This window comes from Prevotella sp. DNF00663, assembly GCF_001553265.1.
In the GTDB taxonomy this organism is placed as follows: domain Bacteria; phylum Bacteroidota; class Bacteroidia; order Bacteroidales; family Bacteroidaceae; genus Prevotella.
The window spans coordinates 27,866-54,671 of sequence record NZ_KQ960645.1; the positions used below are offsets into that span (position 1 = coordinate 27,866).

A 26,806-nucleotide genomic window follows, 5' to 3' on the forward strand; every position below is an offset into this window, starting at 1 on the left:
ATAGATTATAACACGGCAAGGGGGAGTCTTTCTGACTTTTATTTTTACTGCTCTTCAATCACAACCTTACGGGCGAGCATACACGCTCCGATGACACCGGCACGCTCTTTTAGCTTGGATTGTACGATGTGAGAGTCTTTATTGACGAGATTGAGTGAGTATTTGAGCACACTGGTCTCAATGGAGTGCATCAAAAAGTTGCCAGTCTGTGACATCGTTCCGCCAATAACAACCAAGTCGGGATTGAATATGTTGATGATACCGGCTAAGGCTTTGCCTAGGTTAAGACCTATCTGCTCCAGCACTTCCAGACACAAAGGGTCTTCACGATTAGTGGCATTGATGAGCTCTTCCATGGTGAAGTCGGTCTGTCCGTCTTGTGATAGGATGGAGGTTTCGCCGGCTTCGATGTGCTCTTTCACTTTGCGATAGAACGCACGGCCTGATGCTTCGGTCTCCAAACATCCCTTTTTACCGCAATGGCAGATGATTTCGTTGTCGAAATAAGGCATGTGACCAATCTCACCGGCATATCCCGACTTGCCTTTATAGAGATGACCTTCGAGGATGATGCCCATACCAAGTCCCCAACTCATGTTGATGAAAATGATATCTTTTTCTCCTTTCACACATCCTTGCATGTATTCACCGTAGGCCATGGCACGCGTATCGTTGTCAATGTTGGTATGAATACCAATCTTCTCAGTCAATATGGCTGTCAAAGGTTCCTCAGATACGTTGTAGAAACTGTAGCTATAGCCGGTTCCAGAGTTCACACGACCGGGAATGTTGAGGTTGACGTTGAGAATCTTTTTGCGCGAAATTTCGAGGGAATCGATGAATTTGTTGATGTGTTGACACAAGTCGTTGAGCGATTCCATCGTATTGGCGTATTGGAAAGGAATATCCATGAGCAGGTTGATGAGTTCCCCGCGGAAATTCATCAGTCCCATATGGATACAGTCTTGTCCCATGTCAACTCCGACGAAGTAGCCGGAATCGGGGTTCAAGCCGTATAAGATGGGTTTTCGGCCTTCGCTAGTTTCCTGCTTGCCATATTCTAGTACAAATCCCTCGTCGCTCATATCATTGATGAGTTTAGAGACTGTGGGGATGCTCAGATTCAACTCTTTCGACAAATCTGTATTGGTAGAGTTGCCGTTGTGAATGAAAAACTCTACTATCTTGTTCTTGATAAGCATGTTTTTAGAGTCTTTCTCGTCTTGGAAGATATTAATCATTGTATGTCGGTATTAAGTTGCCAACCCATTATCATTGAAATCTGAGGAATGAGTGTCATGGCGATTTTTTGTTGTCCTTGATAATTTGGATGCCAATCAGAGCCTGTATCAAACTCCTCACTGACGATGTTGAGCATCGGAGCTGCGAGATATACTTTCTGCAAATTGGCTATGGCGGTCTTTAATTCTCTGAAATTGGCCTGTAGATATATGTTGGCCGAGTGAGGGAGAATGCAAAGTACAGGTACGTCTCCATAGTTGGTTTTGACGCGTTTGATGAGCTTGACGTAGGCACCGACGTATTGTGCGCTACTCGGAATGGCAATGGGTGAGAAGTCGTTGGTGCCAAGATTGATGATGACCAAGTCGGGATGATAGGCTTTGAAGTCGTAAGCCTGTGTGCCATGGGCGTCGAACAAAAGCCCATAACGGTCGCTCATGTTAGCTTTTGAAACTCGTACGCTGTCGCCATAGTTACGCACCATGCCTCGGCCGGAGTGAGCTACGAGGGCATAGTCGGCATCGAAATAACGAGCAATGATGCAACCATAGGCTTTGTTGCAGTTCTCGGTGGATAGCTTGAAACGCTCAGTGGCTTTCTTACCCTCTGTTCCATAGCCACAAGTGTAGGAGTCGCCGATGATTTCTATCATCCTGCTTTTGCGAGCTACGGGACTTAATTGAGCACCCTTGTCTACGTAAAAGCCGTGGATAGTAGTACACCCGTACTCGCCTTCGGTACACTTTTGCAATCTCAAGGTGTGTGTGCCTTTACCTAAATTCTCTGCCAACACAACCTTGTGAGGCTCCCGTCCCGATACTTTTATCTTGTCTATAAGGCGATTATCGATAAATATGTTATGATAACTGGTGTCGATTTCGGATATATTGACGGCGATAGAATTACCAGTAAAGCGCGTCTGTACGTAGGTACCTACCCAATCGTAAGAGACGCTACCGTCTGCTTGTTGGGCTGTTCTACCTGTATAGAGGATGTTGGAGTCGGTAGCCTTGATTAATTTTTGGTTACCGCTCTTGGCAAGTGTGGTTGTGAAGCAAGCACAGCATAGCGCTATGATGCAGGCTGTTCTTCTCATTTCTTGACGCTTTGAAATTCCTATGATGTACTTCCCATATATAAAAAGGTACATCTTTATATTGTTTGCTCAATGCAAAAATAAGAAAAATTGCTGATATTGGTGTGTTTTACGGTGGAAAACTATATGATAAGAACGCTTTATATGATTCGTTAAAACGACTTAATGAGTATTTGTTTGGAAATAAGGGTTAATTTATAAATATTTTGATTAAATATAAAATAAAATACTAGAATCTTTTGGAATCTTGATCAAAAAGAACTAATTTTGCATCATGTCGCATAAAAAATGATTTGCAGGCAAAATATATAGCTATGGACAAAAAGGAATATTTGAGCTTTTGGGCGAATTCTTACAAGAATGATTTGACAAAAATCATCATGCCATTTTGGATGGAACATGGTTGGGATCGGCAGAATGGTGGCGTTTATACGTGTGTAGACCGTGATGGAACACTGATGGATACGACGAAATCGGTATGGTTTCAAGGGCGTTTTGCCTTTGTTTGTGCATACGCATACAATCATATAGAGAAGAATCAGCAGTGGTTGGATGCTGCCGCCAGCACCTTGGAATTTATCGAGAAGCATTGTTTCGATGAGCAGGGACATATGTATTTCTCTGTTACAGCAGAGGGAACGCCACTCCGTAAGCGTCGTTATGTATTCTCGGAGACATTTGCCGCTATCGCTATGTCGGAATATTCTTTGGCTACAGGAGATAAGAAGTATGCTCAAAGAGCAATGGATATATTCTCCGATGCTGTTCGATTCCTCAATACTCCGGGCTTTTTGCCAGCAAAATTTGAGCCGGAAGTGAATCTCCAGAGTCATTCCATTGTGATGATTTTAATCAATGTAGCCTCGTGTTTGCGAAAGGTTTGTGACGATCCGAAGCTCACTCAGCAGATTGATGAGTCCATAGATAAATTGCAAAGATATTTCATACATCCGGAGTTTAAGGCTTTGTTGGAGACTGTAGGTCCTAATGGTGAGTTTGTAGATACCAATATGACGCGTGCTGTCAACCCCGGTCACTGTATCGAAACGTCTTGGTTCCTGTTGGAAGAGTCGCGCCATCGTGGTTGGGATAAGAAGCTTACTGATATGGCTCTTACCATCTTTAACTGGTCGTGGGACTGGGGATGGGATAAACAATACGGTGGTATTATCAACTTTGTAGACTGTAAGAACTTGCCTCCACAAGATTATTCGCAGGATATGAAGTTCTGGTGGCCGCAGTGTGAGACCATTATCTCTTCGCTTTATGCTTACTTGGCTACCGGTGATGACGAATATTTGTACCGTCATCGTCAGATAAGTGAGTGGACATACGCTCACTTCCCCGATGCACAATTCGGTGAATGGTATGGTTATTTGCATCGCGATGGAACGGTAGCACAGCCTGCTAAGGGTAATCTTTACAAAGGACCGTTCCATATCCCACGCATGATGGTGAAGTCGTATGAACTCTGTGATGAGATTTTGAAGACATTATAAGAGTACGATAGTACACAGGAAATCCTTATTTTCTGATTCTCCAAGGGGGCGAATGTGAGTTTTTTTTCTTATTTTTGCAAGAGATAAAATCTACAAAAATGAAGAAACTCCTTTCGCTCCCTCCTAACTTGGTAGGTTGTTTCCATGAGCTTACCGGTTATTCTCGTGATGAATGGTTTTGTACCAACGACCCTGTTGGGCATAAGTTAGGCTCCGGCGGTGGTTCCACGTGGTTGTTACAAACTTGCCATGAAGCGTGGGCGCAAGGCCAAGATATGCACGAATGGCTCGGCAGTGAGCGTAGATTGCTGCTCCATGCCGGCGGACAAAGCCGTCGATTGCCTTCGTATGCGCCTTCCGGAAAGATTCTTACGCCTATTCCTGTATTCCGTTGGGAACGTGGACAGCGTCTTTCTCAAGACCTGTTGTCACTGCAAATACCTCTCTATGAACGTATCATGGAGGCTGCTCCGGAGCATCTTCACACCATGATAGTAAGTGGTGACGTGTATATTCGTGCCACGAAGCCATTGCAGGAAATACCTGATGCTGACGTCGTTTGTTATGGACTGTGGCTTGATTTAAGCATTGCGAAAGACCACGGAGTCTTTGTTTCGTCTCGACAGACACCCGGTGTGATGAAATGTATGCTGCAAAAGCCGTCAGTGGAGACGTTGAATAGCTTGTTGAAGGATCATTTTTATCTCACGGATATTGGTATTTGGCTTTTCAGCGACCGTGCTATCGAGTTGATGATGAAGCGTTCGATGAAGGATGGAAAGCTTGTCAACTATGACATGTATAGCGATTTCGGTTGCTGTTTGGGTACCCATCCGACGATGCTTGACGAAGAAATAGCGCAATTGAAAGTCGCTGTTTTGCCGTTACCGGGTGGAGAATTCTACCATTTTGGGACATCTCACGAACTTCTTTCTTCTACTTTGGCCGTTCAAAATTTGGAGAACGACCAGCGTAAAATCATGCATCACTCACGCAAACCGCATCCTTCAATGTTCGTACAGAACTGTCTGTTGCGTGTAAAACTGACCGCTGAAAACCAGAATCTGTGGGTAGAGAATAGCTGTGTGGGCTCGCATTGGACGCTGTCTCACGAACATATTATCACCGGTGTGCCCGAAAATGATTTTGAACTAACGTTGAAAGCCGGACAATGTGTAGACGTTGTGCCTGTTGGAGAGTCGCAATACGTGGTTCGTACCTATGGTTTCCAAGACCGTTTTGATGGAGAATTACAGCAAACACCGATGTTCCCGGTGGTTGATTCGGTAGAGGATATAGGAGTGGTATTGCGCTATATGCTTGGCTTGGATGCGAGTCGAGAGGCTCAACAACTCTTTGATGGATGTCGAAAGATGAGTGCCGAGGATATTTCTGCGGTTGCTAATCTGCGTCGACTCTTTGCGCAACGCCGCTCATTCCGTAATGATAACTGGCCGGCATTGGCCCGTAATCATGAACATAGTGTTTTTTATCAAGTGGATTTAGAGGATGCTGCTAAGGAATATGCGGATGCTAATCTGCCTGAACCGTCTGCATTGACGGGTGAAGAACCGCTGATGACGCGTATTCATGACGCGATGTTCCGCAGCGAGTTGCATCGTTTGAAGGGAGAACAGGGTTACAGTGAACAAGGTGAAAAGGCTTTTTCATTGTTACGCCAAGGTTTAATGGATCAGGTAGCTGCGGCTGGTCAGCGCCCACATCCCACCATTTATCAAGATCAAATCGTCTGGGCACGTAGTCCGGTGCGTATAGATATTGCCGGCGGATGGACCGATACGCCTCCTTATTGTTTGATGGAAGGCGGTCGAGTTATAAATCTTGCCATAGAGTTGAACGGTCAACCGCCTTTGCAAACCTATGTAAAGCCTTGCAAGGAGCGCCATATCATCTTGCGAAGTATCGACCTTGGTGCGGCCGAGGAGATTACTACGTACGAGCAATTGGGCGATTTCAACCACGTGGGAAGTCCGTTCTCCATCCCGAAAGCTGCTTTGGCTTTGGCCGGTTTCCATCCTTCTTATGGTGAAGAAAGTTTTGCTTCGCTCGAACAACAGCTTGGTGCGTTTGGTAGCGGTATCGAGCTTACGATGCTGTCTGCTATTCCTGCGGGCAGTGGATTGGGTACAAGTAGCATCCTTGCAGCTACTGTTTTGGGTGCATTGAATGATTTCTGCGGTCTGTTGTGGGATAAGAGCGAGATTGGTAGACGCACATTGGTGCTCGAACAGTTGCTTACTACGGGTGGCGGATGGCAAGATCAGTTTGGTGGTTTGCTTCAAGGAGTGAAGTTATTGCAAACCGATAGAGGCTTTGAACAGACGCCTGATGTACGCTATTTACCCAACGACCTCTTCGTACAACCCGAATACAAGGCTTGTCACCTATTATATTATACGGGTATTACGCGTACGGCAAAGACCATATTGGGTGAGATTGTACGTCGTATGTTCCTCAATCAGCACGATGAGATAGAACTGTTGCGTCGCATGAAGGAACACACCAAGGAAATGTACGAGGCGTTGCTAAGACAGGAATTCAACACGATGGGGATGTTGGTTCGCCATACTTGGCAGCAGAATCAGCTACTCGATGCCGGAACAAATCCTGCCGAGATGGCTCAACTAACAGCTTTGATAGACGATTTGTGTCTAGGTTATAAGTTGCCGGGAGCCGGTGGAGGCGGTTATCTCTATATGGTTGCGAAAGATCCGGAGGCAGCTGCGCGTATCAAGAAGATACTCAACGACCATCGTCTGAACTCTAATGCCCGCTTCGTGGATATGAGTCTCAGTACTACAGGTCTGCAGGTGAGTCGTAGTTAGAATGTATGGAACTTCAAACGAAAGTCGATATAGCACGTTCGGCGTGGACCATTGAGCCACGCCATCGTCTCTTTTTCGTTGGCTCATGCTTTGCCGAGAACATCGGTCGACGTTTTGCCGATTCGCAATTCCGTGTGGTCGTCAATCCGTTTGGCGTGATGTACAATCCCGCGAGCATCCTTCATACTGTGCAGCGATATGAGGGTGATGTGCCCGATGTGGCTGTATTTACGCTCGGTACCAATCATGTGTATGTGTTGAAAGAGACCGGTGAGATAGTCGATAACTGTCAGAAGCGGCCACAAATACTTTTCGATGAGCAGGAATTGAGTGTAGAACAGTGTACGGATTATTTGCGGAAAGCTGTTCAACTGCTTACGAAGAAGAATCCACAGGTACATGTTATTGTGACCGTCAGTCCTATTCGCTACCGCAAATATGGTTATCATGGCAGTCAACTATCTAAATCTACGCTCTTGTTGGCAGCCCATCAACTCGTTCAGACCATGCCCGAATGCGTCACGTATTTTGAGGCTTACGAGTTGATGAACGATGAATTGCGCGATTATCGTTTCTATAGTGAAGATATGTTGCATCCCAGTGAGCAAGCTGTATCGTATATTTGGCAGCGCTTTGGAGAGACTTTCTTCTCCAAACAAACCTTTCAGTTTATTGAAGAATGGCGACCGATAGGGCAAGCTTTGGCTCATCGTCCATTCAATAGTGATGCTCCTGAATACCAATCGTTCTTGAAACAGGCGCAAGAACGAGAACAGGCATTCCGTCAAAAGTATGATTTATAGTAGTTCATTCCAATATTTTATTCTGTTTAATAGCCTTTTAAACAGAATCAATCCTTAAATTTTGCGGTTTCAAATAAATTGCGTACGTTACGCAACGTAATTTACGTAACGCTTATACATAGTATGTTCTGGGCAGGCAGCTTTACTGGAAGCGATAGCTGCGGAAGGGTGTGTGGCCTTGCCATTCAGCCATTTGTTTGTGAATGGTTATAAACTAAAGGCTGTCAGTAGTGTGAAGACGGCACTGAATACCTTGCTTCATCGTTTCTTCGGATATTGGTTGAAGCGACGTTCTTTTATGATTAAATAGCTATGGGATATGGTTGGTAGACGAATAATATCGGACTGCCGGCCGTCAGAGAGCGGCGTACATCAATGAGTCGTTGATTGGATGAGCCGCGGAATAATAGGTCGGTATCGCGTAGCGATTGCACGAATGGGCCGTCCACCAATACATCTATTTGTTCTAAGAGCGCACGAGTGTGCTCTTTTTTTTGTAGGGTTTCAAAAGTAAAACCCGAAAAACACCAAATTGTTTTATTCGTTTCGCGTCGAATAGCCAGTGCCAATTCCAAGAATCCTTCGGCTTGAAACATAGGGTCACCACCTGAGAATGTGACGTTGGCAAATGGGTCTTGCGTGATTTCATGCATGATTTGCTGGGTCGTCATGGGCGTTCCGCGGTTAATGTCCCACGATTGTGGGTTGTGACAACCGGGACATTCGTTCGGACAACCGGCACAGTAGACGGAGGTACGAAAGCCCGGTCCGTCTACTGTGGTGTCGTGTATGATGTCTAAAACACTTATCATTCTTTTGGAGTATCAATATGGGTAACGCGGTCGTTTAGCTCGGCCAATTTCCCTTGATTCCATCTATCGGTTGTACCAACGAGGTAACCGGTGATGCGTTGCAGCTTGTCGATGTGATGACTACCGCATTTTGGACATGCATCCAAATTGGCATCGGCGTTCTCATGACCACAGTCCATACAACGATTACGGTTGTGATTCACCGAGCCATAGCCCATATTCAGCTTGTCCATCATGTCTACCACGTTCATAATCACCTGTGGGTTGTGCGTCGCGTCGCCATCTATCTCTACGTAGAAGATGTGGCCGCCACGTGTTAAGTCGTGATAAGGAGCCTCTACTTGAGCCTTATGCAGAGCCGAACATTTATAATATACCGGTACATGGTTGGAGTTGGTGTAGTAGTCGCGGTCGGTCACGCCTTCAATGTTGCCAAATTCCTTGCGGTCTTTCTTCGTGAATTTACCCGAAAGTCCCTCAGCCGGTGTGGCCAATACGCTGTAGTTGTGGCCGTATTGTTCTGAGAAATCTTTCACACGGTCGCGCATATAGGTGACAATCTTTACACCCAACTGCTGCGACTCTTCGCTTTCGCCATGGTGTTGGCCTGTCAATGCCTTCAAACATTCGGCCAATCCGATGAATCCAATACCCAATGTACCTTGGTTGATGACGCTCTCTATGGTGTCGTTGGCATTGAGATGATCGGCACCGGTCCATAGATAACGCATGAGTAATGGGAATTGCTTGGCGTAAGCTGTCTTTTGGAATTGGAATCGTTCGTCTAGTTGTTTGGCCGTCAACTCAAGCATACCGTCGAGCTTGGCAAAGAACTTATTGATACGTTCTGCCTTGTCTTCGATACCCATACATTCGATGGCGAGCTTTACTATATTAATAGTGGTGAAACTAAGGTTGCCTCGTCCCACCGATGTCTTGTCTCCATATCTGTTTTCAAACACACGAGTGCGGCATCCCATGGTTGCAATTTCCCAATTATAACGTTCGGGGTCGTTGGCTCTCCATTTTTCATTTTGATTGAAAGTAGCATCCAAATTCAGGAAGTTCGGGAAGAAACGACGAGCCGTTACTTTGCATGCCAGTTGGTAAAGATCATAGTTACGGTCTTCGGGCAGATAGTTTACGCCACGTTTCTTCTTCCATATTTGGATGGGGAAGATAGCAGTCTCACCATTACCCACGCCTTCGTAGGTGGAGATGAGTAGCTCGCGCATCACGCAACGACCTTCGGCCGAAGTGTCGGTGCCGTAGTTGATAGACGAGAATACCACCTGATTTCCTCCACGGCTATGGATGGTATTCATATTATGGATGAATGCTTCCATGGCCTGATGTACACGTCCGGCAGTAGAGTTGATGGCATGTTGCTTTACGCGCTCTGCTCCTTGTAGGCCGTCGAGAGGTCGATTGATGTAGTCGTCTATCTCTGCATCGTAAAGCGCGGAGAAGTCTTCGCCATACAATTTCTCCAAATTCTTCACTTCTTGCTGGTACGATAAACGTACATAGGGAGCGAGATAGAAGTCGAAGGCTGGGATAGCTTGCCCACCGTGCATCTCGTTTTGGCATGTCTCCAGTGAGATACAAGCCAATACGGCAGCCGTCTCGATGCGCTTAGCCGGGCGCGAGCTGCCATGCCCTGCGGTGAATCCGTGCTTCAAAATGATGTCGAGCGGGTGTTGTACACAGGTCAGCGACTTGGTAGGGTAATAGTCCTTATCATGAATATGGATATAGTTATGCTGTACGGCCTCGCGTACTTCTTCTGATAACAAGTAATCGTCGACAAACGGTTTTGTTGTTTCTGAAGCAAACTTCATCATCATTCCAGCCGGTGTATCGGCGTTCATGTTGGCATTTTCGCGCGTCACGTCGTTGCTTTTGATGTTGACGATGTCCAAGAATATGTCGCGTGTCTTAGCCTTGCGAGCTATCGAACGCTGGTTACGATACTGGATGTATTTCTGCGCAACGTCTTTACGAGAACTCTTCATCAGCTCTTTTTCTACGGCATCTTGAATATCCTCTACGGTCATCTGTGCCTTGCCTTTGAAGTTTACATGGTCGGTGATTTTGACAATGAGTGCTTCGTCTTCTCCTTTTTCTGTGTGAAGCATGGCCTTACGAATCGCCGCACTAATCTTCTGCTCGTTGAATCCAACGATGCGACCATCTCTCTTTACAACCGTTTGTATCATGATAGGGTAAATAGTGTATTTTAAATGTTCTTATGTTGTTAGTTGATTGCTTTTGCAAAGATAGCTTATTTATTAATATGAAATTCGTTTTGGGAAACTTTTGTCGTGTTAAAATATGTCAAGTCTTTGATATTCAGTTAGTTGAAAAATAAAATGGAAAACTTTGTTTTAAATTGTATGAGTTTGGTTTTCCATAAAGGTAAACTGTTATGTTGTTTTGTTTACTATTTGTTGTACATTTTAATAGCCTCGCCATGTAGCTGTGTATGGGTCATTAGATTGCTTATTTGTCGTCCTATTTGCCAGTTAATGAATTCATTGCAGTGGCTTGGCAACGTTGCTGAGTAGGCTAGGCAGCACTGCTGAAGAGGCGATGCAGCGATATTGTCGAACCTTTGCAGCTAGCTTCAAGTGAAGCGTTATAGAGTTTATAACATTCATATACTTGTTAATTACTAAAAATATGGCGGTGCATTACTAAATATAGAAGTTAATGTTTGGCAGTTTTTGAGAGTGTAAAAGAGTAATTACGAAAAGTTTAGTATATATTTGCGATGTGATTACTAAAACTTTCGTAGATATGAATAGAAGTAAAAAAGAATATCCGGTCTTGACGAAAAGCGAGATGGATGTGATGAAGATACTTTGGCAAATAAGGGATGAAGCTACCGTGAAAGATATATTGGCGAGGTATACAGAGCCTAAACCGGCATACACAACGGTTGCTACATTCTTGAAAATATTGACAGCCAAGGGGTATTTATCAGAGTCGAAGCGTCTCGATATGGGCAAAGCTTTGTATTACAAGCCGCTGCTTAGTCAAGAAGAGTACACCTCGCGAGTGATGGATGAAGTGACGACCGACTTCTTTGGTGGGTCGGTTGGTTCTTTGGTCAACTTCTTCGTACGCGAAGAAAAGATTAGTGTTAGTGAGATAGAGAAATTACTTCAGATGATTAAAGATGCTGAGCTACGTCATTAAATCTGTGGTTTATTTGAGCTTGATGTACATTCCGTACATGTTGCTCTTGAAGAAGGAGTCGTTCTTTCGATTCAATCGATTGATGCTTATCCTTGTGATGTTACTCTCCTTGGTGCTTCCTTGGGTTAATATCCCGGCTATCTCGTGGGGCGATTATGCCGTCAGTGTGTATCTGGAGTCGGGGAGTGGAGTGGTGGTAGAGTCTACTGATGCTGGAAATACGGTAGGATTGCCCACATCGGTGTCTGTCAATTGGTGGGGTATAATTGGCTATCTATATATAATCGGTGTTGCGATAACTCTGCTTATTAAGATGTTCCAGTTGGGCATGCTCTATCGAAAAATACATCAAGGTGTACTTTGGACCGAAGTGAAAGACGGTATCCGACTGTTCTGCCATGCCGATGATGTGTCTCCTTTCAGTTGGTTTAACAGTATCGTTATCAGTCAGGCTGATTATGAGAATGATGCCGATGCGATTTTATGCCATGAGCGCGAACACGTGCGTGCGTACCATTCATGGGACATACTGCTGTTGAATTTGGTGCAAACGGTACAATGGTTTAATCCCTTGGCGTGGATTATGGGTACTTCTTTACGCGATGTACACGAGTATGAGGCCGATGATGCGGTGCTTGCCGGTGGTATAGAGGGTTCCCGATACCAGTATTTATTGATTCGTAAGGCAGTGGGGACAAGTCCTTATGCCTTTGCAAATAGTTTTAATCACAGTCTATTAACAAAAAGAATTACAATGATGTTACGTAAGAAATCTAACCCATGGATGCGTACAAAAGGTTTGTACGTAGTGTTGGTGGCATCGATTGCACTCAGTGCTTTTGCCACTCCAGAATTGAATCAACAAGTAGATAAGCTTGTTGGTGAGTCACAAAGTATGAGTAAAGGAATGGTTTCAAATGACTTCCAGAATATGGAGAGGGGTGGAAAAACTACGTTATCGGACTTTACCGATGGACAGAAGAAAACAAAAATGCGCAAACTGGTGAAAGCAAAAAAGGTGGAAGATGTGGTTCAGTGTGTTGTTTCTGATGAACAGAAATCCAAGGCGGAATATATGGGAGGCCATGATGAAATGATGAAGTTTTTGGCCATGCATCTCAAATATCCTATTGTTGCTAGAGATAATGGCGTAGAAGGTAATGTGCAGGTTACTTTTACGGTAGGGGATGATGGTAGTCTTGTAGATGTGAAGGGAGTTTATGTCCCAACACAAAAAGCAATTTTGCAGAACGATATGATTATAACAGGGTATAAAAAAGCTGATGCCGGTGAGAATGGTACGGCCGGTGCAAATGAAGAACAACTTGCTCAGGCTCGCAAAGCGCTTGTAAATGAAGCGATAAGGGTAGTGAGTCTGATGCCTAAGTGGACACCCGCCCGAAAAGATGGTAAGCAGGTTAGCTCTTCAGAGCAGTATATGTGCCGATTTAGATTGAAATAAATTGATTTAAATCAAAAAGATGTTATATATAGAAGAAAATACCATGAAATATTTGGAACGTATACAAAAACCATATATCTTTGCATCGTGTTTTTCATGGTATTAGATTATTAAGGTTAATAAAAGATTGGTTGTCGTGATGATAATCAATTTTTTTTTTGCCCTTTTGGCAAAGGAAGTGTGACAACCATGTAGGTTATTGCTAACCGACTGACCAATGTTGAGGAATAAACTTGGTGTCAACAAATCAATGATAAATTTTCATTTGTCTTTGAATAGCATTATCTTTGCATAAGATAAGCTGCACTCGGCAATTTGAGAATAAATTCTCATTGCGCTCATTTGCATTATCTTTGCAAAAGCTAAGTTGCCTTTAATGGTAGCTGTATACAAGACATTCAACACATCATACGATGACATATACTATTGAAAAAGTAACCACACTGATAGGTGCGCGTCGTTTTGGAGAACATGAAGCAAACATCGGATTCGTTTTAACCGATAGTCGTTCACTCTGTTTCCCTGAAGAAACCTTGTTTTTTGCATTGAAGTCCGTGCGTAACGACGGACATCATTATATCCCGGAATTATATCGTCGCGGTGTTCGCAACTTTGTTGTAGAACATGTACCGCATGATTTTGCACAGCAATATGCTGATGCTAACTTCTTGAAAGTGGTCAACTCATTGGAAGCTTTGCAGCGTTTGGCCGAGCGTCATCGCGATGAATTTAATATTCCTATCGTCGGAATTACTGGTAGCAATGGTAAAACGATGGTGAAGGAGTGGCTCTACCAACTGGTATCTCCACAACTAATGACGACACGTAGTCCCCGTAGTTACAACTCGCAGATAGGTGTCCCACTCTCGGTATGGTTGATGAATGAACAGACACAAGTAGGTATCTTTGAAGCAGGTATTAGTTTGCCGGGCGAGATGTTGGCTTTGGGCGATATTATTCAGCCTACTATCGGGGTGCTCACCAGTTTAGGATTGGCTCATCAAGAGAATTTCTCGTCGATGGAAGAGAAGTGCATGGAGAAGTTGAAGTTGTTCCATGATGCGCAGAATGTGGTTTATTGTTCAGACGACGACATCGTTGTGCGTTGCTTGGCGGAATCAGAATATAAGGGTGAGAAGACTGATTGGAGCATGAAGAATCCGCAGGCTGCCCTCTATATAAATAAGGTGGAGAAAGGAGAGACTACTACTCGTGTATCGTATGTGTTCCATGGCACGGAGCAAGGAGAGTATGAACTGCCTTTCATCGACGACGCTTCGGTGGCTAACAGTGTCACTTCGGCAGCTGTGGCTTTACTGCTTGGTGTGTCAAAGGAGGATTTGAATCTGCGGATGGCGGCTCTCGAACCGGTGGCTATGCGCTTGGAAGTGAAACAAGGACAGCATGGTTGCACGCTTATTAATGATAGCTACAACTCGGATATAAACTCACTCGACATAGCACTCGACTTTATGAATCGTCGACCAGACCATCAAGGGCGTCGCCGAACTTTGATTCTGAGCGATATATTCCAAAGTGGTGAACAGCCCAAGTTGCTTTATCAAGAGGTGTCGAACATGGCTGTGGAGCGTGGTGTACAGAAGTTTATCGGTATTGGTCCGCAGTTGTTGCAGCAGGCGGATGTGATAGCTGTGGGCGAAAAGTATTTCTTTGAGAATGTCGAAGAATTTATTCACAGTGATGTGTTCCATGGTTTGCGCGACGAAGTGATTCTGTTGAAAGGTGCACGCCAATTTGGTTTCGACCAATTGACGGAACTCTTGGTGCAGAAAGTGCATGAGACTATCTTGGAAGTAAACCTGAATGCGGTGGTGAACAACTTGAATTGGTATCGTTCATTCATGCGTCCGGAGACCAAACTTGTGTGCATGATTAAGGCCGATGCGTATGGAGCGGGGAGTGTGGAGATAGCTAAGACATTGCAAGACCATCGTGTGGACTATCTGGCCGTGGCTGTTGCCGATGAGGGAGTGACGCTCCGCAAGAATGGAATCACGAGCAATATCATGATCATGAACCCGGAGATGTCGGCGTTCAAGACCATGTTTGATTATGATTTAGAGCCCGAAGTCTATAGTTTTCGCCTGTTGGAAGCACTCATCAAGGCTGCTGAGAAAGAAGGTATCACCGGTTATCCCGTACATATCAAACTCGATACCGGTATGCATCGGCTGGGGTTTAATCCTCGTGAAGACATGCCGCGTCTCATAGATCGCCTAAAACACCAAAATGCTATTATCCCTCGGTCGGTGTTTTCGCACTTCGTTGGGTCGGATAGTGATGACTTTGATAGTTTCTCTGCTGCTCAATTTGCTCTCTTTGAAGAAGGTAGCAAGCAGTTGCAAGATGCTTTTGAGCATAAGATTTTGCGACATATAGATAATTCGGCAGGCATTATTCACTTCCCGAACCGTCAACTCGACATGTGTAGATTGGGACTAGGGCTCTACGGAATCAACTCTCGTGACAACGCAACCATTAACAATGTGAGCACACTGAGGACCACAATACTACAGCTACGCCATGTTCCGGCCGATGAAACGGTGGGCTATAGCCGTAAGGGAACGTTAGAGAAAGACAGTGTGATAGCTGCTATCCCTATCGGATATGCTGATGGTTTGAATCGTCACTTGGGCAATCGACATGGTTATTGCCTTGTCAACGGGCAGAAAGCATACTATGTCGGCAACATTTGTATGGATGTAGCGATGATAGATGTGACGGGAATAGACTGCAAGGAAGGCGATACTGTCGAGATATTCGGTGATCATCTGCCGGTAACGGTGCTGAGCGATGTGCTTGATACTATCCCCTATGAGGTGCTTACCGGTATCAGTCTACGAGTGAAGCGTATCTACTTCCAAGACTGATAGGGCTTTTTTGAAAGATAATAGCTACTTGTTAAACACGATATAATTAAAACCTTAATAATATGAAGCAACAGAAAACAGGCCGGATGTCTAACTTTCGTTGGGTCATCTGTGCCTTGCTGTTCTTGGCAACAACAGTAAATTATTTAGATCGCCAAGTGTTATCGCTCACTTGGAAAGACTTTATTGCTCCCGAATTTCATTGGACCGATAATGACTACGGTACCATTACCGGTTGTTTTTCTATCTTTTATGCCATTGCAAACCTATTTGCCGGAAAGCTCATAGACTGGTTGGGAACGAAGAGAGGGTATCTCATTGCTATTCTTGTTTGGTCTACCGGAGCTATCCTTCATGCCGGTTGTGGTTGGCTGGCCATGCACATTGAAGGGTATAATAGCATGGAAGAGTTGGCTCTTATACAGTATGGAAGCGATGCGGCGGTGGCTTTGGCTACTGTCAGTGTGTGGTTGTTTCTAGCCTGTAGACTCGTTCTTGCTGTCGGCGAAGGGGGGAATTTTCCGGCTGCTATCAAGGTGACGGCAGAGTATTTTCCTAAGAAAGACCGGGCTTTTGCTACTTCCATCTTCAATAGTGGAGCCTCTGTAGGGGCGTTGGCAGCTCCGGCTACCATCCCATTGCTGGCTCGTGCGTGGGGGTGGGAGATGGCTTTTGTCATCATCGGTATGCTTGGGTTCGTGTGGATGGGGCTGTGGATATGGCTTTATGATAAGCCCCGAAGCAATCAATATGTGAATAAAGCCGAGCTGACTTATATAGAACAAGATGATGAGACGCTCCCTAGCGCAACACAAAGTGTGCAGACAAGCGAGAAACCTATTGGCTTTTGGAAGTGCTTTACCTATCGTCAAACGTGGGCATTCTTTGTTGGTAAATTCTCAACTGATGGTGTCTGGTGGTTCTTTCTGTTTTGGGCGCCGGCCTATTTCTCCGACCAATATGGTTATACTTCGGACTCATCGATGGGTATTGCGCTCGTTTTTACACTCTATGCCATCTGTACCGTGCTCAGTATCGGGGGTGGTTATCTGCCTACTTACTTTGTAGATAAGAAGGGGATGAATCCTTATGCCGGTCGCATGCGGGCCATGCTGATATTTGCTTGTTTCCCTGTTTTGGGATTATTGGCGCAACCTATGGGTACGATGAGTGCTTGGTGGGCTGCTATCATCATAGGATTGCTAGGAGCAGGGCATCAAGCTTGGTCGGCCAATCTATATTCTACAATTGGCGATATGTTCCCTAAATCGACTATAGCGACGATTACCGGTATTGGCTCGATGGCTGGTGGCGTGAGCAGCTTTATGTTGAATAAGGGTTCCGGCTTGCTCTTTACCTATGCAGCGGAGCAAGGTTCGGCTTTCCGTTTTATGGGTTTTGAAGGTAAGCCGGGCGGCTATATGATAGTCTTTTGTATCTGCGCCGTGGCCTATCTGATAGGTTGGACAATGATAAAACTATTGGTTCCCAAGTATAAACCAATAGTCTGAATAGTAAAAAAATAAAAGGAGGGCATATCATATAGATATGCCCTCTACCTTAAAACCAGAGATGATTACCCGAAATCAACAATCTTTATTTATAATAATCATAATTACCTTTTTGTCTTTCAAACTTTTTATTTAAAGATTCTCAATTCGTTGATAAAAGCGGAACTGCTATCTGAAAAAGCCGATACCATTCTTACCCATATATGGCGAACTTTCTGTGGACCATAGAATACAATATCCCATTTATCATTTGGTCCTTTGGGCATGGCGGGACATGTGGCTACACCTAGTTGTACCATGTCGGCATCAGTCATTTGGAATAAGCCTTTGTCAGCAGTAGAACCGAAAATCTCTATCTCGCGAACAAATAATTCGTTGAGATCACCGAAGAATGAGGAACCGCAAGGGGTCAGTTGCAAGGCCTTGATATCGGTTTCTTTCTTCAAATCTATTTTTAAATAAGATGTAGATGAATTGCTTACCATATATTGTTGATAGGAATCATCTTTACCATCGCTTAAATTTGGGCCGATATTACCGTAGCTAGCGGCATTCACATCATAGGTGTTAACGTCGAGTTGTTCCATACCCTTGGTCGATCCCTTGGGATTTACCCAGAATATTTTCTTGCTTACTTCCCAGCAATAAGCATTGTATTTCTCACTGAGAGTCACCTCGGTAGGCGCTTCTACAGTGAAGGCTGCCATCATCTTTTTGCCATCTTCTACTCCAATCAGGCTTTTAGAGGCTGCGTCCAACTTGATATCAAATTCATCTTCCGACTCTAGTTTGCCGGCTTTGATCGTCACAGTGCCTTTTGCTACAGTGAAAGCATCTTCCTTCAGTGCCTCATGACTCTCGGCATAAGCCTGTGGAATCTTTGCATTATCTTGTTTCAGATTGAAGACCAAGTCTTTGTTGCTAGCTATAGTAAGGTGTATTTTAAACTTCAGTTCGCAACCATCGGTGTCAAGTTCCGTCGATGTACCCTTTTGCACGAAGATGTTTGCTTGAATATTTTTTGGCACATAAGAGTGATTGTCAATATAGGCTACGGGGGTAGATGCGTCTGTCATTGAAGGATAGAGCGTGCTTCCCACTTCCGGATCGCTCTCGCAGGCTGTCAACAATAATACTGTCGACACAGCCAGAAGAGCGGATTTAAATATATTCTTTTTCATTTTAGATTGTCGTTAGAGATTATTGTCTACTTTTCTTTACCATCGATACGAACATTTTTAGTCCATTCTACGTCGCCATCGCTAGAAGCTGATTTGGCTCCCTTGTTCTCATTGCCTTCGCGAGCGTCCTTGAAATCGTTGCCAACACCCTCGTTGAGCTTGAAGTAAGCATAGAGACCTTCAGCTGTTAAGTCGGTACCATACATGTTATTGGCAATCTGTGGCTGAGAAAGTGCTTTTGACCAAATGCGCAATTCGCTCACTTTCACATTAGCCTTTAGATACTGGAAGCGTTCGCCGTCGTGGTTACCAAACCACCAGTTATCGGCTTTGATGTGTACAGGTTTGCCGGAAACAGCCTCCGATTTGTCAAGAACACCATTGACATAAAGCTTCAGAGAGCTGCCATTGCTTACGATAGCCACATGATACCATTTGCCTGCAGCAAACTGTGTATTGCTATTGAGCTGGCCACCCTGTGCCTTAATATTCATTCGATTACCCTCGATAGGCGCATCACCGAAGCGTGAGAAGATTTCTCCGTCTTCACTGCTGTTACCCCAACCACAAAGTAACTGTTGATTGTTCATTTCGCCAACCTTCTCACCTAAGCGGTCGATGTTCACACAGAATTCCACTGTCCATTGGGTAGAGTTGAAGTCTTCCTTCATCTTAAACTGGAAAGGAACATGCGCATTGTATGTAGGTACATCCTGACGTACGACCTTATCGAATAATAGTATCATGGATCCTCCGGAATTAAGCACCGCTTGCTTGCCGTCTTTGCTTACCAGTTTCAGGGGCAAAGCAAACTTCTTAGCCTTGGCTTTCTGCTCTTCTGTGAAAGGATTGACATGAATGCCAATGTCGCCCGATAAACTTTCGCCTTCTTTCAGAGTGACTTCCTTTATCGGCATATCATAGCCTGATGCTGGTAAGAGTTCATAATTGGTGAAATTATCTTCATTATACTTCTTCAAGGCAGCTTCGTCGAACTCCACGCCAAAATGGGTGTCTCCCTCAGCAGGAGATGAAAGCTGTACATGGAAGGTTACAGGAGTGCCGTCATCCTCCACGGTAATCTTCTGTGCTATATTCGCATTGGTCTTTGTCTCGGCAAAGAAAGCCTGACGTTCCAACGGAGAATATTCTGCATCGTTGCATGCGCTGAAGCCCATCAAGGCTATTCCGGTCAGCGCCATTGCGATAGTACTTTTATATCGTTGCATATTATGTATTCCTTTTAATCTGTTGTTTATTTTTTGTTGGGGTTTTGTAGCTGGATGGCAGTACGTAGGTTTGGATAGGTATTGATAGTGCCGTCCTTGTCATATTCGTACTCCATATGGAAAGTTCCGATACCACCTTTAGGACAAACCTTACCGTTGATGGTGGGATTCCACATAGCGTAGGTGATGATACTGCGTGATACCCAACGCTTTTCTGTATCGCTCAAGGTGTAAGTCCGTCCCCAACGATCTTGACTGGTGGTCTGCCAAGTCATCATAGAGTTTGGTACCAAACCCTCATAATCGTGCTGATGCTCAATACCTTCAGCCATAATATAGCGGTAGGCAGTGATGTTTTGGCCATCTTCAAAGTTTTCTGTAATGATGATTTTCTTGCATAGTGCCTCAGGAGAAAGCACATCTTTGAAATGATCATACTGCGCATCGAAGCGAGTTTGGATGTCGTTTACACGGCGATAACCAGAATTTTTGTTGTGATAGGCCTGCAGAATGAAATAGTTAAAATACTTTTCCATTTCCGGTTTCTTCAATCCTTCGGGCATACCATCGATAACCAACAGTTTGTCTGTGCCCGACTGGGGACCCAACTCGGTAGCCAATACTTCTACAAATTTATGGATGTAGTCCAAATCATGCCACAATTCTTCGTTAGCTTCAAAACCTATTTGTTTGATAAATGGCTCCGCGTCGAGATCAAAACCGTCATAATTGTAGGTGCGAATAGTATCGAGAATGGCTTTGGCATACGCCTCTACGGCCTTTAGGTTCTCTTCTTTGTTGTTACCCCAGTGCCAATATTCATGGCGGTAAATCTTACCGGGATTCTTTTCTGCCCAACCTTCGGGCGCATCAGGTGTCAGCTGGTCTCCAATATCATGCACCTGCCAGCATATAAGCACCTTGGTACCCTTGGTTTCTTGTACGTATTTCAAATCGTCTTTTTGTTCCTGTGATAGGTTTTTCCAATTTCCCCACAGTGAAACGAAGTCAAGACTGTCGGGTAAGCCGCTTAGTGAGGTTTTCAAAGAGGCGTTTCTACCAGCCCAACCACCAAACCATCCCATTGATAAAGGATGGTCGCTCTTTTTGAAGTCGCGCAGTTGTGTATAATAAGCTTCCGTCCTAATATTCTTGGTAAGGTCGGTCGGGTTTTGTGTTTCAGTATCGGTCCAGTCGCTACAAGCCGTCAATGAGCATCCGACAGCAAGAGCGTAAAGAATCGTTTTGAATATATTTTTCATTTTCTTTTCTATGTTTGGTTAGGAAATTCGGTTACAGTTATCAATAGTTTCTCCACCATTTCTTCTGCCACCACATTGGTGTTGCATAAGTATCTGGTCCTTGTAACAGTTCTTTAGCCTTGGCCAAGTTTTCTGGATTCTCTGTGATTTCTGTGTCAGAGAATGGAATTCTGTTTGGCACCTTGATCGTGTAGGAACCTGTATTTTGGTCTACTGGGAACACTTTAGGATAACCTGTACGTCTGATTTCGTTCCATCCTTCTTGTCCATAAGGGAAGAGAGCAATCCATTTCTGTGTGATGAGGCGCTCCATCTTGCGTTCCATAGATTCATGATCATCCCACATGACAGTGATAGTACTTACTCTACCCACATTATGACCAAAGCCTCCGTCAGCATCTTCATAGGTAGCTTGCTTATCATAGTTGTTGTTGAGATAATTAGTTGCATCACCGGCTTCCCATTGTTGGAAAGATATTGTAATGGCTTTTTCGTACAATGTCTTGGCCGAACCGCCCATTCCGTCCCAATTCATTAAAGCTCCTTCGGCACGGCAGAACCACATTTCTGCGGCTGTGAGCCAAATACCTTTGGTAGAATTGGTTACATTGGCAGCCGAATAGAGCGGACCTGCCACCGACTTGTTACCAATCTTGGCACCGGCGCGACAACCGATAATCTCGCGTGAACCAGCCTTACGTTCGCCTACGGGCTTAAAATATTTTGCCAATCGAGGGTCGTTAAAACCGGTCATGTAGCTTTCGATGTCGGCACAGGCCCGACTGTCACCCCATTCCACAGAAGTTTTATAAAGTCCATGAGGTGTATATTCAATAGCAAGGTTTTCATCATTCTTCTCTATGACACCGGCTTTGACTGCTTCCACGCCTATCTTCTTAGCCATCTCAGGTTCTATACCGCTGATTCGTATAGCAATACGCAGTTTCAAGGAATTGGCAAATTTCATCCATTTGATAAACTTTCCGCCGTACACTTTGTCGAAACTGGCATTGGCGGTAAACGATGCGTTGCTTGTTAAAGGCTTCAGAATAGAGATAGCTTCATCCAAATCGGCCACTACTTGTGTGTAGATATCTTTCTGTGAACTATACTCTTTGCCATCTTTGCCGGCTCCGATGGTGAATGGGCCATACTTGTCGGTCATGCAAAGGATACCTTGTGAGCGCAGAATAAGAGCCCAAGCATAGTTTACATCTTTCTTTCCGTTGCTCAAACGCTTTACTTCGTTGAAAGCTGAAGTAAACTTGGGAGCCACCGTTTTCTGTGGATAGCGCACCCAATTGGCAGGGGCGTTCATCGTTGCAAAGTTGGCGTTATTCCATCCATGATTAACGTATGTCATGTAACGAGCTAAATAATTGCCTATTAGGTCTTCGTCCATTTGGAAGTCGTTTTCTTGTTCTGGGAAGACAGCATTCTGCATTTGTACAAGGAATGAGCCTATGGTATAGTTGTCACGACCCAGTTCCTCTGCAGAAGCATTATTTCCCGGGCGGTTGGCTTCTTCAAAACCTGCCGTACATGAGGAAAGACTGCTCATGGTAAAAGCAGCTGCCATTCCCATCATGGCTACTCTTGAAATATATTTATTTTTCATTGTGATGTTTTAATTTAATTAGGACGGGAACTTAGAATTTCAGGTTTACATTGAAACCTAGTGAGCGCAGACTTGGCTGCATGAAGTAGTCAAAGCCTTGATAGTATGTACCGGTTGAGGCAGTTGATTCTGGATCAAACGGGGCTTTGTTGTAGATCATGAAGAGATTGTGCGCTGTCAGTCCAAGCGTTAGTTGTATATGCTTGAGCCATGTTTTGGGAAGCGTGTAGCTAATGTGGGCTTCTTGTAGACGAGCATTGGTGGCACTATAAATGTATTCCGACCAAATGGGGTTGTTACCACCTACTACTGCAAAGTAACCTTCGGCTCCCACCTTGCCACTATTGACGTTGATGCCTCCGTTATCACGAGCATCAGCCGATGCCTTGGATACTCCATATTGGTCGAGGATGGCTTGTGTCTGGCTCATTACGATACCACCAAAGCGTGCTGTAACGAGAAAACCGAAGTTCATTCCCTTATAAGAGAATTCGTTAGAGAAACCTACGTTACCTTTGGGGAGCACAGAACCACGATAAACAGGGTTGCTTAGATTTTCTTGCATCACGTTGCCACTAGCATCCAAAGCAATGTTTCCATCGGCATCGCGCTTGAAATCAGTGCTGGTATAGACATCGCCCATGGTACCACCTTTCTTCAAAATGATGTTGATACCATTGAGTCCACCCATGTTGAGCACCTCGTTGGGATCGTCGAGCAGGTTGATAATCTTATTGCGATTCATACTGTAGGTCAGATTGGTGTTCCATCCGAAATTACCCCATGTCTTGTTATAGCCGAGCGAAAGCTCCAAACCGCGGTTGCGGACATTACCTGTTTGAATGTATTCTTGGTTATAACCACCTCCGGCAGAGATTGAACGAAGAAATGTCTGCTTGCGAGTGTTGCTCTGATAAACCGTCAAATCCATTGTCAAGGCATTGTTGAAGAAGCGTGCGGTAAGGCCGGCCTCCCACGAATCAGTACGTTCCGGATAGAATGTTTCGGGGAATTTATAGGTCACAGTGCTATATGTTGCAGATGCAGGATTGTACCCGTATCGCCACAAAGAAGAAATATTAGGCTTGATAGCCGAACCTACGCTGGCCCAAGAAGCACGTACCTTCATGTAATTGATGAAACGAGGGAGCTTGGCCATTTCTGAAATAACGGCCGACATACCTACTGATGGATAGAAGAATGAACTCTTTGCCGTACCATCGAGGGCAGAATCCCAGTCGTTACGGCCGGTTAATGTCAAGTAGAGCATGCTCTTCCAACCCAATTCTACGTTGGCAAACAATGAATTGATGTAATGTTTGTTCAAGTTGAATATGGGGCGGTTGTCATTCGTTACTTGGCTATAATCGATGGCATTAGGTGTAAATAGATTGGAAGGAGCTTTGAGTCCGCCTTGAAAACCGGTCACATCGTACTTCGTACGTGAGAACGAACCACCGATATTGGCACCTACGCTGAATGTATCCCACGACTTGTTGATATTAGCCATGAGGTCTCCATAGAGACTCTGGTCGTTGATTTTGTCGTATCCATAGAAACCGTAGTTGGAGTGAGAGAACAGGTTGATGGTAGAGGCATAGCGTTTATCTTCTTGCTTAGTGGCCGCATCGTCCCAACGCAGACGACCGGTTACGTCTAGCCACTTGGTGATTTGGTATTTCAAAGAGCCGTTGACCATGTAGCGTCCCTTCTTATTGGTGCGTACCATACGGTTGGCTATCCAGTAAGGGTTTTGCATACTCAGAGCATCACCAAAGTTCCAGTTCTGCATATAGATAAGGCGTGTAGGATCCCAAATTTCGTATGTGCGGATAGCATCGAAACTCTCGCCACGTGGGAAGAGGTATGCGGCAGGGATAGGATTGAAATATTCACCTTGTGCAGTGAGGTTCTTGTCGTTTTCAAGGATGTAGTTGAAACCGAAATCAAAAGTCAGTTTATCATCCAAAAAATGTGTTGTGTTGCGGAAAGTGAAGTTATAGCGATTGTAGCTATTGTTAGGCATGATACCCTTGGCATTTGTCGTACCTACCGAGAGATAAGTCTGATTCTTGTCAGAACCTACGGTCAAAGACACATTGTTCTGTATATTGCTACCTGTACCAAAGAAGTTTTTGGGTTCATAGTTTCCAAACTGCGACTCAGCTTTGGCTCCCCAAGATGCCACTTCATTCTGCCTGTTGACATAAGAGTTTTGAAATTGAGGCATGATGAATGGGCGGTTGAACTGTGAACTGTTGGAAACGCTCACTTGGATACGGCCTTCTTTGCCCTTCTTGGTGGTAATCATGATGACACCTTGGGCTGCTGCCGAACCATAAAGAGCTGCTGCGGCAGGACCACTGAGCACAGAGATGCTCTCAATGTCTTCTGGATTGATATCGGCGATGCCTTCTGAACCGGGCTGTGAGCCATATCTTCCGTTGGCTACTTCGCCTTGGCTGGTGTTGGTCATGGGTACTCCGTCTACCACATAGAGTGCTCCGTTACTCTGGGTAATCGATTTAGGACCACGCATCACTACACGAGCTGCACCACCGGCACCCGAAGCTGAAGAGTTGATGTTGACACCGGCCACCTTACCGGCCAAAGAATTCATGAAGTTAGCACTCTTTACGGTGTTCACATCCTCACCTCCTACCTTCTGTACATTATAACTCAAGGCTTTCTCAGAGCGTTTGATGCCAAGCGCTGTTACGACAACGTCACTCAACGTATGGGCTTCTTCGCGCATCACGAGATCCATTTTGTTGCGTCCTTGCAATTCCACTTCTTGGGTTGCATAACCAATATAAGAATAAACCAGTACGGGATTGGCCACATCTGTGGTGAAGACGTAATGGCCGTCAAGGTCGGTTACGGCTCCAAGCGTAGAACCTTTCACCTGCACGCTGACACCTATCAGTGGCTCGCCATTGGCATCGGTGACGGTTCCCTCAATCTTGTGGCTTTCGCTGGTACGCTGTTGAGCTTGTTGTTTCTTTTGCTGTTCGGTAGCTTTACCCTTGGAGAGATAAACTACATCATCGACAATCTTATAGGTGATGTCTGTTCCTGCGAAGAGCTTGTTGAGCACATTAGGCAATGGCTCATCCTTGGCGGTAACGGCATTGACCTCTACCTTTGCCAATACATCGTTGTAGAAGAAACGATACTTGGATTTGGTTTTCAATTGTTTAACTACAGCTTCGAGCTTGGCGCGTGGAGTTACGAAGTTCACTTGTGCCTTCATGCCTTGCATGGGAACGCAGAGTAGGAAGAGCACCAAGATGGTCTTACATAACGTCAAACCATGTTCATAGTGTTTATTGTCCATAGCTGGAAATGAATTTATTGTTTTAAGTTATTAAAAAATGGTTTAAGTTGCGGAACCCCGCAATATATGATAGCTTTTATAATGATAACAATCCTTTGCAGAGAATTGCGTATCCTAAAACTATTTTTTTTATTATTTTTCTAATTAGTCTGCCAAATAGTAGTTCTGTTAGGTCTTTTAGCTGTGAGTTAAAATAATTAAAAAGCGCAAGGTAGTGTTGCTTTCTCGCGTGAAATACGTAATTTTACATGACTAATATCTAAAGAAGCGCGTGATAGATGAATATTACAGAAGATGATTTTAGGCTGATTTTCAGGGAGTTATATTCGCCCTTGGCCTATTATGCATCGCATTTGGTGGACGAGGATGAGGTGAAAGATCTTGTCCAAGAGGCCTTTGTGGAACTCTGGAAATATCGAGAAAGTATGACCGACCGTGAGCACATGAAGGCTTTTCTCTACCGAGCAGTGTATAGTAGGGCTATCAATATAATGAAACATAAGGCTGTGGTGAAAGATTATCAAGATGCCCGTACACAGATAGAGGCAAGTCGTATGGACTTCTTTCATCCGGAACACAATGATGTCATACGCTATATGGAGAGTCGGGAACTCCACCAACAGATTCATACGGCTATTGATGAACTACCCGACAAGAGGCGACAGGCATTCGTGATGAGCTATGTTCACGGTATGAAAAATAAAGAGATTGCCGATGTGATGGAAGTTTCCGTTCGTACAGTCGATGTACATGTCTATAAAGCACTGTGCTATCTGCGCGATCGGCTGGCTTTTCTCAAGAAGAAATAACATTTTT

17 protein-coding genes are annotated in these 26,806 nt (G+C 44.7%); 8 read left to right on the forward strand and 9 right to left on the reverse strand.

The window, feature by feature from the left end:
- Positions 1-44 precede the first annotated feature (44 nt).
- Together HMPREF3034_RS08730 and HMPREF3034_RS08735 are read right to left on the reverse strand one after the other, a co-directional pair.
- The gene (locus HMPREF3034_RS08730) at positions 45-1,241 is read right to left on the reverse strand and encodes an ROK family transcriptional regulator (RefSeq protein WP_036899205.1); all 1,197 of its coding nucleotides are present in this window, start codon (positions 1,239-1,241) and stop codon (positions 45-47) included.
- A complete protein-coding gene (locus HMPREF3034_RS08735) occupies positions 1,238-2,338 on the reverse strand; it encodes an SGNH/GDSL hydrolase family protein (RefSeq protein WP_062434973.1) in 1,101 nt (366 codons plus the stop codon). Before HMPREF3034_RS08735 ends, HMPREF3034_RS08730 begins: the two co-directional genes overlap by 4 nt.
- Positions 2,339-2,652: 314 nt before the next feature.
- Here HMPREF3034_RS08735 and HMPREF3034_RS08740 point away from each other — a divergent pair, with 314 nt between their 5' ends.
- From HMPREF3034_RS08740 to HMPREF3034_RS08750, 3 genes are all read left to right on the forward strand, one after another.
- A complete protein-coding gene (locus tag HMPREF3034_RS08740; RefSeq protein WP_062434875.1) occupies positions 2,653-3,837 on the forward strand; it encodes an AGE family epimerase/isomerase in 1,185 nt (394 codons plus the stop codon).
- 98 nt (positions 3,838-3,935) lie between these two features.
- Entirely contained in the window at positions 3,936-6,683 is a 2,748-nt protein-coding gene (locus tag HMPREF3034_RS08745; protein WP_062434878.1) for a bifunctional fucokinase/fucose-1-phosphate guanylyltransferase, read from the forward strand.
- A 5-nt stretch (positions 6,684-6,688) separates the two neighbouring features.
- The gene (locus HMPREF3034_RS08750) at positions 6,689-7,486 is read left to right on the forward strand and encodes a GSCFA domain-containing protein (RefSeq protein ID WP_062434881.1); all 798 of its coding nucleotides are present in this window, start codon (positions 6,689-6,691) and stop codon (positions 7,484-7,486) included.
- A 302-nt stretch (positions 7,487-7,788) separates the two neighbouring features.
- Here HMPREF3034_RS08750 and nrdG read toward each other — a convergent pair whose 3' ends face one another.
- Together nrdG and HMPREF3034_RS08760 are read right to left on the reverse strand one after the other, a co-directional pair.
- Positions 7,789-8,298: an anaerobic ribonucleoside-triphosphate reductase activating protein gene (nrdG, locus tag HMPREF3034_RS08755; protein ID WP_062434884.1), complete on the reverse strand. Its 510-nt coding sequence runs from the start codon at positions 8,296-8,298 to the stop codon at positions 7,789-7,791.
- On the reverse strand, positions 8,295-10,517 hold the full coding sequence (locus tag HMPREF3034_RS08760; RefSeq protein WP_062434887.1) for an anaerobic ribonucleoside triphosphate reductase: 2,223 nt from the start codon (positions 10,515-10,517) through the stop codon (positions 8,295-8,297). Before HMPREF3034_RS08760 ends, nrdG begins: the two co-directional genes overlap by 4 nt.
- A 580-nt stretch (positions 10,518-11,097) precedes the next feature.
- On the opposite strand from HMPREF3034_RS08760, the gene HMPREF3034_RS08765 reads away from it, so the two are divergent.
- The 4 genes from HMPREF3034_RS08765 (at position 11,098) to HMPREF3034_RS08780 (ending at position 17,363) form a co-directional block, all read left to right on the forward strand.
- Positions 11,098-11,499, forward strand: coding sequence for a BlaI/MecI/CopY family transcriptional regulator (locus HMPREF3034_RS08765; RefSeq protein ID WP_036899189.1), 402 nt, complete (start codon positions 11,098-11,100; stop codon positions 11,497-11,499).
- The gene (locus tag HMPREF3034_RS08770) at positions 11,480-12,961 is read left to right on the forward strand and encodes a M56 family metallopeptidase (protein WP_082721746.1); all 1,482 of its coding nucleotides are present in this window, start codon (positions 11,480-11,482) and stop codon (positions 12,959-12,961) included. The genes HMPREF3034_RS08765 and HMPREF3034_RS08770 overlap by 20 nt, the downstream gene beginning before the upstream one ends.
- Before the next feature lie 413 nt (positions 12,962-13,374).
- Positions 13,375-15,852 (forward strand): bifunctional UDP-N-acetylmuramoyl-tripeptide:D-alanyl-D-alanine ligase/alanine racemase, encoded by a 2,478-nt coding sequence (locus HMPREF3034_RS08775; protein ID WP_036899169.1) that lies wholly within the window; start codon positions 13,375-13,377, stop codon positions 15,850-15,852.
- Positions 15,853-15,914: 62 nt separating this feature from the next.
- Positions 15,915-17,363 (forward strand): MFS transporter, encoded by a 1,449-nt coding sequence (locus HMPREF3034_RS08780; RefSeq protein ID WP_036899165.1) that lies wholly within the window; start codon positions 15,915-15,917, stop codon positions 17,361-17,363.
- A 128-nt stretch (positions 17,364-17,491) separates the two neighbouring features.
- Here the strand turns inward: HMPREF3034_RS08780 and HMPREF3034_RS08785 are convergent, their stop codons facing one another.
- Genes HMPREF3034_RS08785 through HMPREF3034_RS08805 form a run of 5 tightly spaced genes read right to left on the reverse strand, consistent with a single transcriptional unit; the run spans position 17,492 to position 25,990 of the window.
- A complete protein-coding gene (locus tag HMPREF3034_RS08785; RefSeq protein WP_036899162.1) occupies positions 17,492-18,544 on the reverse strand; it encodes a DUF1735 domain-containing protein in 1,053 nt (350 codons plus the stop codon).
- Between the two features lie 26 nt (positions 18,545-18,570).
- Positions 18,571-19,773, reverse strand: a complete 1,203-nt coding sequence (locus HMPREF3034_RS08790) for a DUF1735 and LamG domain-containing protein (protein ID WP_082721747.1) — start codon at positions 19,771-19,773, stop codon at positions 18,571-18,573.
- 26 nt (positions 19,774-19,799) lie between these two features.
- Positions 19,800-21,035, reverse strand: a complete 1,236-nt coding sequence (locus HMPREF3034_RS08795; protein WP_062434899.1) for a glycoside hydrolase family 18 — start codon at positions 21,033-21,035, stop codon at positions 19,800-19,802.
- A gap of 40 nt (positions 21,036-21,075) precedes the next feature.
- Entirely contained in the window at positions 21,076-22,653 is a 1,578-nt protein-coding gene (locus HMPREF3034_RS08800; RefSeq protein WP_062434902.1) for a SusD/RagB family nutrient-binding outer membrane lipoprotein, read from the reverse strand.
- Between the two features lie 31 nt (positions 22,654-22,684).
- Entirely contained in the window at positions 22,685-25,990 is a 3,306-nt protein-coding gene (locus tag HMPREF3034_RS08805) for a SusC/RagA family TonB-linked outer membrane protein (protein ID WP_062434905.1), read from the reverse strand.
- 278 nt (positions 25,991-26,268) lie between these two features.
- Here HMPREF3034_RS08805 and HMPREF3034_RS08810 point away from each other — a divergent pair, with 278 nt between their 5' ends.
- Complete coding sequence (locus HMPREF3034_RS08810) at positions 26,269-26,799, forward strand: RNA polymerase sigma-70 factor (protein ID WP_036899148.1); 531 nt, start codon at positions 26,269-26,271, stop codon at positions 26,797-26,799.
- Positions 26,800-26,806 lie beyond the last annotated feature (7 nt).